Below are 13,607 nucleotides of genomic sequence, written 5' to 3'. Positions count from 1 at the left end.
TTGTGCAAAAAAGAGGGGCGTTCACACGCCCCTTTCAACACACACGTTTTTTAATTTATAACGAGATTAAAACCTTGCTTTAAATGCTACGCCGTAATAGCGATCTGCATCGCGCGGTATTTGATAGCGGAAGTTGTCGCCGCTATATGTGGTCGCATAGCTTTCATCAAGCAAGTTCTTCGCAATCAAAGATACGCGGAAGGCATCGTCTTTGAATGAGAAGCTAACGCTTGCGTTAAGCATGCTGTAGTCAGGTAACAATGAGTGAGGATTGAATTCACCCGTGTTGCCTGGCAAGTCAGAGTACTGTTCATCGGTATAGATGTAAGACGCGTTGTAGTAAACGTCAAAACCATGCTCTGTTTCCATGAAGTACTCCGCTGACAGTGAGTATTTCATGTCAGGTGAGAATGGAACATCCAATCCCGAACGGTCGGTACACTCTGCCTCTTCAGGACAATTAAATCTATCGATCTCAGCCTTGGTGTACGCAGCGCCACCGATTAGCGTTAGGTTGTCGGTTGCGTTCCACATAAAGTCTACTTCAACGCCTTGGGTCGTCACATCACCAGCATTGGTAAGGCGCGTAATACATGCGCCGTCAGAACAATCAAAGTTGTTTGCTTGGAAGCCTTCAATGTCGGTGCTAAATAGCGCGATATTTAAGAGTAGATCGCGACTAGCGTACTTATAGCCAATTTCGTAAGCGTCAGATTCTTCCGCGCCAATAGGGCGTCCGTCATTCTCTGGGTTGAAGTTATAGTAAACATTGAAACCAGGGCCTTTGTAGCCTTGAGAATAGGTTGCATAAACCATTTGATTTTGGTCGAGATCGTATTGAACACCAAGGCGGCCAGACAAATTGGTTTCATCTACCACACCTTCTGCATCGGTGTTCTCGGTCGCAGGGCGCACGCCCACACCGCGGCGTCCATATTCGTCGTTACTTATACGACGGTGAGTGTAAGACACTTCATCATCGGTATAGCGAAGACCGAAGATAAGGCGTAAGTCATCGCTTAAGTCGTAGGTGCCATCTCCGTAAACGGCCCAGTTATTAAACTCAGTGCTCATGAATGCCGTGGCAGACACAATGTCGTTGGCATTACATGTCACACCTAGCGAATTAGCGTAAGCGTCTAGGTCAGAAAGTGCTTCTGTCAGCGCGTCTCCAGACAGGTTATTCTGCGCATAGAATGTCAGTGCTTGGTCAAGTTGAAGGTTATTGTTTTGGCAACTTGCATCACGAGTGAAGTTACGCTCTGAATCCATGTTCCAGTAGAACATACCGGCTAAGAAGTTGAATGGGCCAGCTAGGTTTGATGCAACACGGAATTCTTGAGAAAACTGACTCCATTCTTGCTCACCTACGTCATGCAGCTGAAACGGCACTCCAAATACCGGCTGGTCGCTGTCGCCAGCAATAGACGTAAAATCACCTTCGCGGAATTCTGTATTTTCCCATGAGCGCTGGGCAGTGATCGACGTGAAGGTGTAGTCACCAATGGTTTTGTCCACTTGTACGGAGAAGGCCGAATGGTCGTCAATAGTGCGAGACTCGAAGTCATGATCAATTTGACGCTGCTCTAAATCTATACCGTCGGCAATGGTCTCACTGTTGGGCGCTGCCTTTGAGTCGGGATTTCGACCGCTAGATACGCCTTCTAAATCAGCACAACAGTCGTCATCCGCGCTGTAAATTTCGCTAATGAACTTTACTTTTAAATCATTGGTTGGCTCGTAAACCACAACTGCACGGGCACCTTCACGGTCATAGCCGTTTACTTTTTCATTGTTGTAAACGTTGTCGATATAGCCGTCGAATTTACCTTGGAAGACGGTTAAGCTGGCTGAAAGGTCGTCGGTTAAGCCACCACTTACTGTGCCTTTTAAACGGTATTCGTTATCTTGATAAAACTCAGTAGAAAGACTGCCTGTGAGCTCCTGAGAAGGATCTTTTGTGGTGATGTTTACCACACCAGCAGAGGCGTTCTTGCCAAATAAAGTACCCTGTGGACCACGTAATACCTCAATTCGATCTACATCGTACAAATCGGCAAACGCTTGACCAGAACGCCCTAATACAACGCCATCTACCACCGTGGCTACGCTTGGCTCTGCGGCGATACTAAATGAAATTGTTCCAATACCACGAACGGTTAAGGCTGAATTTCGAGTTGTTGTCCCTTTGCGGAAGCTCACAGAAGGCACAAGCGCTTGTAGATTTTCAACATTGTTAGCAAAGGCAGATTCTATCTGGTCACCGCGTAACACTGATACAGCAACGGGCACATCGCTGATGCTTTGAACACGCTTTTGCGATGTAACGACAATTTGTTCAAATGATTTATCATCTTTTGAGGCGTCGACTTGCTCTGTATCTGCCTCTTGGGCAAATGCATTGGTGTGAAGTAGCAATCCAGATGTCATAGCAAGGGTTACCGCCTTGCTGATGAGTGATCTCTTTGTATTCATGTTGTTCTCCAGGGTGTTTCGCTTATCACGCCCTCACTTACACCTTGCTACCTTTAGTCGGATACAAAAGCATTTGAGCAAGCAATCGGCGTTTCGTTTTTTATTCTGGCTGCGTAGGGTACAGCGCTACGCGTATTATTCTTTCAGTAGCAAAATTCAATAGCGTTAAAAATACGGTCTTCTATATAAAAGATATCTTGCATCTGATGTCTTATATAAGAGTGATTAAGTTAAACAATTGTTAAGCTGTTTGCAAACGTTATGTTAATTTTTTTGCGTTTTTTCTATACAAAAATGATGAAGAAGAGTTAGGCGTGCTGAGAAGCAAGGCGCTTCAAGCCTTGCTCATACTTTACTCGCCACCATTTCAGACTTATACCAATTGCCACGAAACATATTGCCCACAAGCCGACTAGTGCAGGGACAAACGCGTTGCTTAGTCCATTCACAAAGCCTACAGGAGAGAACATCAGGTAAAGCGTTGCGATAAGGCCAACAAGCACGATGGCGCAGGGAATGGCATAGCGCCATGGCGTCATATTGACTTCAGCCTTTGCAGTGAAATGCCATGGAGTAGTCATTGGGTAGAGCCTGCCTATAGTCAACATAATAGCCAATTCAATAGCGAACAAAATGGCGTAGATATGGATAAAGTTAATATCGACTTCCCATACAAACTTAAGCAGCCCATAGGCAATTACGTGGAAGATAATCGCGACTTTTGCCGCCAGCGCAGGAACGCGTTTTGTAAATAAGCCAACAAGCACAATAGTGATAACGGGAATATTGTAAAAGCCGGTAAATATGCGAATGATTTGCCACAATCCTTCAGGGGCAAACATAAGCAACGGCGCCGTGATAAAAGAGAGCACAGCAATAACAATACTGGTGATCTTGGCAACGCGAATAAGCTTTTCGTCGCTCACTTTGTCTTTTTTGAAGGGCTTGTATACGTCTAAGCAAAATAGGGTGGCAGCACTGTTAAGCAATGAATTAAAAGAGCTAAACACCGCACCAAGCAATACTGCTAAAAAGAAACCCGACAAATACTGTGGAAGTACATCTTTAACTAAATGAGGGTAGGCAAGATCGATGGTTTGAAGATTTTCGTCTTGATATAAGTGATAAGCAATCACGCCTGGTAACATCATCATAAAGGGCACAAGCACTTTAAAATAGCCAGAGAACAACACTCCTTTTTGGCCTTCAACCAGATTTTTCGCGCCTAAGGTTCGCTGAATTACGTATTGGTTAGTACCCCAGTAAAACAAATTGGCTAAAATCATACCCGTGAAAATAGTACCAAAAGGAACAGGATCGTCGGGTCCACCGATAGCATTGAGCTTTTCAGTTTCCGTTGTAGCAATAGTAGATAGACCTTGGCTAAAGCTGCCGTCGCCTAAGGCCACCAAGCCAAGAACGGGAACCAATAAACCCACAATTAAAAGGCCAACTCCATTAATCGTGTCTGATACGGCTACCGCTTTTAAACCACCGAAAATGGCATAGAGAGCGCCAATCGTACCGACTATGACGATGGTAAGTACCAGTCCCACCTCATAGCTTACATTGAAAAGCCCCGGTACATCAAAAAGCCTAAGCACGGCAATAGAGCCAGAGTAAAGCACCGATGGAATGGTAACTAACGAATACCCCACCATAAACAAAACTACCGTCATTCTGCGAACGCTATCGTCGAAACGGTCGCGTAAAAACTCAGGTAGGGTGGAGAAAGCGCCCGCTAAGTAACGAGGCAAGAAAATAAGCGCCATAATAATGGTAGAGATACCAGCGGTAACTTCCCACGCCATGGCGCTTAAGTTATACCCAAAGGCAGAGCCATTTAATCCAATAAGCTGCTCTGCGGAAAGGTTGGTAAGGATCATGGACCCAGCAATAAAAGTGCCGGTCAACCCTCTTCCTGCAAGGAAGTACCCGTCTTGCGTGTTTACTTCCCCTTTTGTTTTCATGTAAGAAATAACGGCAACCAGTGCCATAAAAGCCATGCATGACAATAGGGTAAGGGTGATATCCATGAACTGCTCCTATGCGCTACGCTGGCCAATGTGTGGTGTTCGACATATCCATATCGGTATGTTGAACATCTGGGCCCATTACAATGCGACTGCCTTTTTGGATGAACACCGCCACATCGTTAAGCGCAAGTATTTCTTCTCTGTATTGCTCACCCTGCACGACTTCTTCGGTACCAAAACGTATCCATTCACCTTTTGGTAAGTAGTATTTAATTTTTCCGCCGGGCACCACGCAAGGCACAACAAGTAGGTCATCACCGCACATAAATTGTTGTTCAAAACCATGAGAAAGCGGCTGTTCAGGGAAGGCTAACGCCATGGCGCGCTGAACCGGAAGTCCTGTTTGTGATGCTTTTTCTGCGGTTTCCTTTAGGTATGGAATAAGCTTATATCTTAGCTTAAGGGCCTCAAATACTGCATTGGAGGCGGCATCGCCGTAGGACCAGGGTTCACGAGGGCCAATACCGTGCAATCGCATATGGGCACTAAACACTGATGCTTGTGCCCATCTTACGTAAAGTTCTGCATCTCGGGTGTCTTTGTAAAAACCGCCTATATCGGTAGCGAAGAACGGCCCGCCTGACATACCCCAAGACAAACTGCCACGAATACTTGCGGCTAGGCCATGCCAGTCGGCTTGCGGGTCACCGCCCCATTGTGATGGGTAGCGCTGACTTCCTGTCCAAGCTGAGCGGCTAAATAGGAAAGGACCTGTTTTGCAGTAAGCGTCGGCAGCCTCGTACACACAGCGGTTGTAAAGCATACTGTAAACGTTATGTAGACGATTACCTGAATCACCGCTATACGACAGCATATTGTCGTCTTCCAACTGTTCGCCAAAGTCGGCCTTTATCATATCTACACCAAGGTCAAATAAAGGTTTGTGCGACGTTTTCCAAAACTCGTAAGCTTCAGGGTTGGTAAAGTCTAAAATACCTGAGTCTGGCAAAGGCGTAAGTACTTCGCCAAATGGGCTTAAGTCCCACGCATAGCGGTACGCTTCGCCAGTGCGTTTGTCCTTTATCAGCCAACCCTTTTCGGCCGCCTTTTTGTAAAGGGGGTTTTTCACTGAAATCATGGGGTATTCCCATACGCAAATCTTAAAGCCTAACGCTTTAAGTTCATCAATAACCGGCTGAGGATCGGCGTAGCGTTTAGGGTCCCACTCAAAAGCAAAGCGAGTATCTGTGTCTTGCCATGCGCGGCCATCAAGGGTAATAACATCGCAAGGCATATTCTTTTCGCGCACTTCGCGGGCAACGGCTAGTAGCTCGTCGGCGTCTTTATAATACGCTTTAGACAGGATTACGCCTAAGCTCCATGTTGGAGGTGTTGGCGCAAAGCCTGTTAACTCACTGTAGGTTTGAAGGCATTTAGCTGGCGAGTCTTGATGGAACAAGAACATGTCGAGTACGTTATCTTCAACTAAGCACACATAAGCTCGCTGTGACCAAAGTGCGTAGCCGACTCCATGGGTGACGGGGGCTGGAGTGTGCACAAACAAATTCCAGCCTTCAGGACTCCATGCGTAAGGTGTGTTTTTATAAGACTTTTCAGCGTTTACGCCTAAAGCGTCGTGGTTGTATGAGCGAATTAGCTGGCCGCGTTTATCAAGCTTGCCCCATTTCTCTCCAAGACCATAAACGGCTTCGTCGTAGCTAAGCTCTAAACTTACTAACCAACCTTTGTCGGTTTTAGCGAATGGCGGTAAGCGATGCTGACGTACAAAGTGGCCGTCGGTGGCGCTTTGCTGAACTAAAACGTCATTTTTATACAGCTTGAAATGAAGAGGTGCGGCAAAAACTTCTAATCGATAATCGCCTGCTGCCAGGGTGCTGTGAGACTGATCACCGGAAAGTACTAGCGATAGCCTCTCCGGCGCTTGAGTAAGCATACCAAAATCATCTGCTGCATTTACGTTACTTTGAATGCGTAAACCAAACTGACTAATACTTAGACTCAACTCACCATATTGGGTGGGGACAATAAGTGTCTTATCATCCGACAAAAAGGGCTGCTCAGTAATGTCAGCGGCTTTAATATCGTTCCATTCTGGCTCATTTACACAAAACGCGTTACTCATTTCTACATTACCCTTCATGTCTTATATAAGACATAAGTTAATGAAATGTAACTTGGGTGTCAATCTGCAATTAGAAAATTATGAAGATTTAGATCCGCGTTCACTATCAAGCCGTCTTAGATACTGATATTTTGGACAATAAGGGTTACGCCACTTAATGCAAGCATGGTTAAGGCTAACAGTCGAACAGCGGCAGCGGATACGCGAGCAGCGAGAATTCGTCCTAATCGCGTGAAAATTAAAATGACGGGAATGGCAAAAACAGCAGACAGAAACACTTCTGTTGAAGGCAAAGTACCAAACGGTATTATGGCAAGGCGTATAAGTGAGGTAACACTAAATACGGCCAGCAGCGTTATCCTGATTTCATTAATTGGCCAGGTTTGTCGATAACACTGAAATACCACAGGTGGGCCAAAGGTAGAAAAAAGACCACCTAGCAATCCACCTAGAGCGCCAGCGATAGAAAAACCGTATGCGCGACCAGATGGCTGTGTCCGCTTTCTTTTTATTAATAAAAGGCCACAGCAGCTGAGAATAGCCAAGCAAAGCAGTAAATTGAGCCAAGTTGCCATCCCAACGGACAGGTATTCCAACAATGCGTAGCCTACAGCCATAAATGGTATACCGCTAACCAGTATAATAGTGAAAGCACGTCTATTTATTTGCTCCGTGTTTTTCACTACTAAGCTGATGGAATTGAAAAGACTTAGAAAACTCACCATAAAGGTGGTCGCCGTAAGCGGCAAGATGCCGAATAACGTAAAGCTTGATACCACCATAAGGCCAAAACCAAACCCGCTTAAGGTCTGTAGCAGTGTCGCAAGCCCTAATAGCGCAAACATGGGAAGCAGTGTTTCCAAAAGCATCACGTGTAATTCCTGCAATGTATGTGATTTATATCAAAAGTGCGCTATAACTCTTGTGTATGATATAACAACAAAAATTAAGCGTTTAGGTTAGGGTTCATGTCTTCATCTCAATTCGATCACAAACTCAGCGGTCCAAGTCTTGCCTTTCAGCCGCTGTATCAACAAGTCGCTGAATACATTAAGCAGCTTATTGTCGAGCGCCGTTGGCAACCAGGCGAGATGCTACCTAGTGAGTTTAAGCTTGCTGACGAATTCAATGTTAGCCAAGGAACCGTTCGCAAAGCGCTAACATTGCTGACAGATACCAAAATTGTAACCCGTCGTCAGGGGGTCGGTACATTTGTTTCTGAGCATACGGCACAAGATGCGCTGTTTCGTTTCTTTCCGTTACAAGCTGACGGAAAAGGTGCTGACCTACCCAAAGCTGAACTGTTAAGTAAAGAGCTGGTCGAGCCAATTGAAAGTGTCCAAACTGCACTATCAATTACCGCTAAAGACAAAGTAGTGAAGCTTAAGCGTAGGCGAATTCTCGATAACGAATTTTGTATGCTTGAAACTATTTATTTACCGTCTAAGCGATTTCCTGACATCGAGAAGCGAGAAGATATTCCGCATACTCTGTATCATTTTTATCAAACGGACTATAACCAAACTGTATTTAAGACCCGTGACAGCATTAAAGCGGTTTTGGCCTCAAAAAGTGATGCAAAAAGCTTAGGTATCGAAAAAGGAATGCCGTTACTTATGGTTACGCGCGTCACTGAGTCTATTGACGGTAAACTCATTGAATATCGTGAAAGCAAATGTAGAACTGACCACTACCATTACCAAGTTGAACTTGATTAATCCTTTGCTATCAACGCCAAACCGTTCAACCACAACGTTTTAAACGTCCGTTCCTATCAAATTGTTTCTTACCGACTCTCGAACACCTAGCATAACAAGGTAACGCTTTACCTTGTTATGCCACCGCTAGACATTTCTTTTTATTGCACTCCAAACTTTTCATTAAGTTTGTTAACACTTTGTTGACATCGGTATATCTGTGTAATAACTTATGTCTTATACAAGACTAAAGTTTTAAGCTAAAGTTATACAAGAGCATACTGCAAAAGTAAACCGAGGCTTTTTATCTTTGCAGTACGTTTAAGAGAAAGTCCGTACTAGCTTAAAGCAACGAATTCTAAGGTGAATGAAACAATTAATAAGATACCAGAGGTAGGTTTTGGTTTTTGGAAGGTCGATACTGCCATATGTGCGGAAACCACGTACCAAGCGATTAAGGCTGGCTATCGACACTTAGATTGTGCCGCTGATTACGGCAATGAAAAGGAAGTGGGTGAAGGCATTAAGCGAGCGATTGATGAAGGCTTGTGCACCAGAGAAGAGCTTTGGGTTACTTCTAAACTATGGAATACCTTTCACGCCCCTGAGCACGTGGGTCTTGCTTTAGAAAAAACCTTGTCAGACTTACAGTTAGATTATGTAGACTTATACCTGATCCATTTCCCGATAGCGCAGAAATTTGTGCCTATCGAGACCCGTTATCCACCAGAATGGTTTTACGAACCTGATGCTGCCGAGCCTAAAATGGAACTCGCGCCTGTACCTTTGCATAAGACATGGGAGGCAATGGAGTCGCTTGCCGATAGCGGAAAAGCAAAACAAATTGGTGTGTGTAATTACAACACCGGTTTGCTTAACGACCTGATGAGCTATGCGCGTATTAAGCCAGCCATGCTGCAAATTGAATCTCACCCGTACCTTACGCAAGAGCAACTAATTCGTTTGGCAAAAGACTATGGACTGGAGGTGACGGCCTTCTCTCCGCTAGGTGCCTTATCTTATCTAGAGCTTGAAATGGCTGATCAGGCGGAATCAGTGCTTGAGCAAAGCGTAGTAAAAGCCGCGGCAGAAGCCCATGGTAAAACGCCCGCGCAGGTTGTCTTGCGTTGGGGAATTCAGCGCGGTAACGCCATCATTCCAAAAACGTCAAAAGTTGAGCGTATGAAAGAAAACCTCGCACTTTTTGACTTCTCACTCAGCGACAGTGAAATGCAGGCAATATCTGCATTGAACGTAAATCGCAGATTTAACGATCCAGGGCACTTCTGCGAAGCTGCCTTTAACCGTTTCCACCCTATTTACGACTAGGAGTTAGCTATGAAAAACGTCAATGACAGCTCTGCGGTAGCCTACGCAAGTGTACCTACTCAGCACAATTATAACGGCGGTGTGTTCCCTGAAATAGTCGTGAACAACGAGGGTTGTACAACGGTAGAAGAGACCGTTGCATTTGTAAAAGCAAATCAATCAGAGCTTGAAGCAAAACTTGCAAAGTCGGGAGCACTACTTTTCCGAGGGTTTCCAATTGATTCCGCAGAGACCTTTGACGTTTTCTCAGCAGGCTTCGGCTATCCTAACTTTACCTATCAGGAGTCGTTGTCTAATGCCGTGCGTATTAACTTTACTGAGCGCGTATTCACAGCAAATGAAGCGCCGAAAGACGTAGAAATTTTTCTACATCATGAAATGGCGCAGACGCCTATTTCACCTAGCAAGCTGTTTTTCTTTTGTAAGACTGCAGCGGATGAGGGGGGAGCAACGCCTTTGTGTCGCTCCGACAAATTGTTTGAAGCATTGAAGGAAGAAAATCCTGCGCTTGCTAAAGACTTTAAAGAGAAAGGCCTTAAATATACGACTACTATGCCAGCAGCCAATGATGCCAACTCTGGCCAAGGAAGAAGCTGGAAAAGCACGCTAAGCGTTGAGTCATTAGAAGAGGCAGAAGCTAAATTAAAAGAGTTAGGATACACCTGGCAATGGTTGGAGGATGGTAGTCTAAGAGCCATTACGCCTGTCTTACCTGCGGTTATCGAACTTAGTGATGGCTCAGAAGTGTTCTATAACCAGCTAATAGCTGCGTATATGGGATGGAAAGGCGTAAGGGAAAACCCGTCGTCGGCAATTACTTTTGGCGATGGAAATGCAATTCCTAAAGCCGGTTTAGAGCGCGTTGCAGAACTGTCTGAAACTTACACCTTTGACTTAGAGTGGCAAGATGGTGACGTGGCTATTGTTGACAATTACCGTGCAATGCATGGCCGCCGCCCTTATTCTGGCGAGCGAAAGCGCGTAGTGCTTGTTGCGCTTGTGGCCTCAGAGCGATAAAAGAAAATGAACGATATAGCAGTAAAATGTAAAAATATTTGGCCCGGGCTGGGAATTGCAACCATTACCGGTATGGCGGCGCTCTTTTTGAGTGAGCATTACAATGCCCCTGCTATGTTGTTCGCATTACTTTTGGGTATGGCCGTATCGTTTTTGTATCAGAACGATACGCCCTGTGCGTGTGGTATCGATTTCACGGCAAGTACTCTTCTTCGCGCTGGAGTTGTTCTGCTTGGTCTACGCATTGCGCTAGGTGACTTAGCGGTACTTGGGTGGCAGACCGCTCTTATGCTGGCCGCTGCCATACTCACAACAATTATTGTCGGAGTGGGTCTCGCCAAATTACTCGGGTTACAAAAGCGTTTTGGTGCATTAACGGGAGGCTCAGTAGCCATTTGTGGTGCGTCTGCGGCTCTCGCCATTTCCACCATTCTTCCCAAGGGAGAAAACCACGAAAGAGACACGTTGCTGACGGTTATTGGCGTAACCGCTATGTCGACCATCGCCATGGTGCTCTACCCAATTGTGGCGGCGCAGTTGGGCATGAATGATACGGAAGCTGGCATTTTCTTAGGCGGCACTATTCACGATGTGGCGCAAGTTGTGGGGGCAGGTTACTCGGTGTCTGACAGTGCAGGCGACATGGCGACACTGACCAAGCTGGTACGAGTAGCCATGCTAATGCCAGTGGTACTCATTATGATGATTGCCATTAAACACTTTTACAAAGCCAAAAGTCAGGCTGACGGGGCGCAAGTGCCTAAAATGCCGATGTTTCTAGTTGGCTTTATTGTACTTATGTTACTCAACAGCTTTGTAACCCTACCCGAAGTAGTTATTGAAACGGGGACCCAGATATCACGCTTCTTCTTAGTCGTTTCAATTACGGCAATCGGTATGAAGTCTAACCTTGGTAAGTTAGCCGAAGTCGGTATGCTGCCAATTGTGATGATTGTGGCAGAAACGCTGTGGATTGCACTGCTTATATTGGGCTATTTGTTCGCAATATAGTGGGATTTTTTGCGCGATTTATCACAATTATTCTTAATGCACTCTTAATACACAAAGCACTCAATGACGAGGTGGTAGCAGTGAAAAAACATGGCCTTCACGAACTGTACGCTAAGGACCCTGTAAAGGCCGACGAACAGGTTTTTCAGCGAACTAGCAACGCGCTGACTCGGCGTGGTTTTATCAAAGGTCTGAAGTCTCTGTCTTTGCTACTTGGTGCTGAAGTCGTTTACGGTCAGTTCATGCCAGCAGGACTTATTCCCGCTGCATTTGCTCAGTCGAACACGCCTTTTTCTATCGAGGGAAAAGACGGGCTAACAATACTTAACGACCGGCCAATTAACGCTGAAACGCCAGCGCACTTACTTGATGATGCGGTTACGCCTGCCTCTCGATTTTTCGTAAGGAATAATGGTATTCCCCCGCAAAAGCCAGACGCGAGTACGTGGACGCTTACTATTGAAGGGGAGTCGGCCGAGCAGTCAAAAACCTTCACGTTGGAAGAGCTCAAAACCCAATTCAAACATTACTCATACCAACTAACGCTGGAATGCGGCGGTAATGGACGTGCCGAGTTCTCGCCAGCAGCGACGGGGAACCAATGGACTACCGGAGCTGTGGGATGCCCTAAATGGACAGGTGTAAGGCTTAAAGATGTACTCACGTCAGTGGGCGTAAAAGATAGCGCTGTTTACATTGGCTATTATGGTGATGACCAGCATTTAAGCCGTACACCGGGCAAAGCGGCTATTTCTCGCGGGGTGCCGATAAACAAAGCGATGGAAGATGAGTCGTTGATTGCATGGGCAATGAATGATGAACCTCTGCCTTTAATGAATGGCTATCCGCTCCGACTGGTTTTTGGTGGTTGGCCAGCGTCTACGTCTGGTAAGTGGCTTAAGAAGATAGTGGTCAGAGACCGCGTGCATGACGGTGCAAAAATGCTGGGCAAAGCGTACCGACTCCCTTGTAAACCCGTTGCTCCGGGGGCGAAAGTAGCCGATGAAGATATGTGTATCATTGAAGCTATGCCTATTAAGTCACTCATTACTTTTCCACAATCGGGCACTGATCATCCTTTGGCCAAGAAACTAAGCGTGCGCGGTCATGCATGGAGTGGCGAGGGTAAAGTGGCTGAAGTGTACACATCTATTGATTTCGGACAAACGTGGCAAATAGCAGAGCTCACGCTTCCCGTAAATAGACATGCATGGCAGCAATTCACTACAAAAATAGCCTTTCCTCAACAAGGTTATTTCGAAATATGGGCAAAAGCCGTAGATGAAAATGGAAAAGCACAACCTATGGTATTGCCGGGCTGGAATCCAAAAGGCTACTTAAACAATGCCTGCCATCGCATTGCTGTGCGGGTTGTGTAAAACACATGGTACCGAGTAACGCGTTTGAGATATGGAGCGCTCGCATGCGCCGTCTATTCGTTTTTGTTTCTATTATGGCAGGGTTAGTTAGCACACCACTGGTTGCGGCCATCAATGAAAGTAGCGATAAAAATAGCGGCTCAAGTATGCATTCCGCTGACGCCACGACTGTGTCTGTTGACCCCCAGTCAGGTCTTACTGTAGCGCCCGGCTATAATCTAGTGGTTGCACACTGTAGCGCATGCCATTCGCCTTCACTAATTACACAGAACGCAATGAGCAGAGAGAGGTGGCTTGAAACTATTCGATGGATGCAAGACACGCAAAAGCTATGGCCATTAGGTGATGCGGAGCCCGCTATCCTAGACTATCTGACGTTGTGGTATGGTCCTAAAAAAGGCGCCCGTCGCCCGCCCCTAGAGCCGCATCTACTGCCACAAAAATAAAGCTCGTCTCAACCGAGCGTTTTATTTCATCAGTTTTTCAATATTCCGCCGATACTCATAGCATAACGCTACTTCAGACTAATAGTTAAATGGTCTGGATATCTGTTAATCTGAACAAAATAACTCTATAAAAA

The 13,607-nt window shown here is 45.8% G+C and carries 10 protein-coding genes; 6 read left to right on the top strand and 4 right to left on the bottom strand.

Annotation, left to right across the window (positions count from 1 at the left end; genetic code table 11):
• Positions 1-66: 66 nt before the first annotated feature.
• The 4 genes from WA381_RS06725 to WA381_RS06710 all read right to left on the bottom strand — a co-directional run bounded on the left by WA381_RS06725 (position 67) and on the right by WA381_RS06710 (position 7,463).
• Positions 67-2,475 carry a TonB-dependent receptor gene (locus WA381_RS06725; protein ID WP_156087115.1) on the bottom strand — a complete coding sequence of 803 codons (2,409 nt, stop codon included), beginning with the start codon at positions 2,473-2,475 and terminating at the stop codon, positions 67-69.
• A gap of 308 nt (positions 2,476-2,783) precedes the next feature.
• Positions 2,784-4,511, bottom strand: a complete 1,728-nt coding sequence (locus WA381_RS06720; protein ID WP_156087114.1) for a solute:sodium symporter family transporter — start codon at positions 4,509-4,511, stop codon at positions 2,784-2,786.
• Positions 4,512-4,527: 16 nt separating this feature from the next.
• Positions 4,528-6,594, bottom strand: coding sequence for a glycoside hydrolase family 31 protein (locus tag WA381_RS06715; RefSeq protein ID WP_156087112.1), 2,067 nt, complete (start codon positions 6,592-6,594; stop codon positions 4,528-4,530).
• Between the two features lie 116 nt (positions 6,595-6,710).
• Positions 6,711-7,463 carry a TSUP family transporter gene (locus WA381_RS06710; RefSeq protein WP_156087379.1) on the bottom strand — a complete coding sequence of 251 codons (753 nt, stop codon included), beginning with the start codon at positions 7,461-7,463 and terminating at the stop codon, positions 6,711-6,713.
• Between the two features lie 99 nt (positions 7,464-7,562).
• On the opposite strand from WA381_RS06710, the gene WA381_RS06705 reads away from it, so the two are divergent.
• The 6 genes from WA381_RS06705 (at position 7,563) to WA381_RS06680 (ending at position 13,473) form a co-directional block, all read left to right on the top strand.
• On the top strand, positions 7,563-8,312 hold the full coding sequence (locus WA381_RS06705; RefSeq protein ID WP_014951132.1) for a GntR family transcriptional regulator: 750 nt from the start codon (positions 7,563-7,565) through the stop codon (positions 8,310-8,312).
• 354 nt (positions 8,313-8,666) lie between these two features.
• Positions 8,667-9,620 carry an aldo/keto reductase gene (locus WA381_RS06700; protein ID WP_404978303.1) on the top strand — a complete coding sequence of 318 codons (954 nt, stop codon included), beginning with the start codon at positions 8,667-8,669 and terminating at the stop codon, positions 9,618-9,620.
• A gap of 9 nt (positions 9,621-9,629) precedes the next feature.
• The gene (locus WA381_RS06695) at positions 9,630-10,637 is read left to right on the top strand and encodes a TauD/TfdA family dioxygenase (protein WP_197044429.1); all 1,008 of its coding nucleotides are present in this window, start codon (positions 9,630-9,632) and stop codon (positions 10,635-10,637) included.
• 6 nt (positions 10,638-10,643) lie between these two features.
• Entirely contained in the window at positions 10,644-11,648 is a 1,005-nt protein-coding gene (locus WA381_RS06690; RefSeq protein ID WP_014951129.1) for a YeiH family protein, read from the top strand.
• Complete coding sequence (locus tag WA381_RS06685; protein ID WP_069945129.1) at positions 11,648-13,027, top strand: sulfite oxidase; 1,380 nt, start codon at positions 11,648-11,650, stop codon at positions 13,025-13,027. Before WA381_RS06690 ends, WA381_RS06685 begins: the two co-directional genes overlap by 1 nt.
• A 44-nt stretch (positions 13,028-13,071) precedes the next feature.
• Positions 13,072-13,473 (top strand): hypothetical protein, encoded by a 402-nt coding sequence (locus tag WA381_RS06680; protein ID WP_069945128.1) that lies wholly within the window; start codon positions 13,072-13,074, stop codon positions 13,471-13,473.
• Positions 13,474-13,607: the final 134 nt, after the last annotated feature.

This window comes from Alteromonas sp. CH_MED4-4 (assembly GCF_037029575.1).
Lineage (GTDB): Bacteria > Pseudomonadota > Gammaproteobacteria > Enterobacterales > Alteromonadaceae > Alteromonas > Alteromonas macleodii.
The sequence above is the reverse complement of the archived record's forward strand: the minus strand, read 5'-3'. Positions and strand labels throughout refer to the sequence as shown.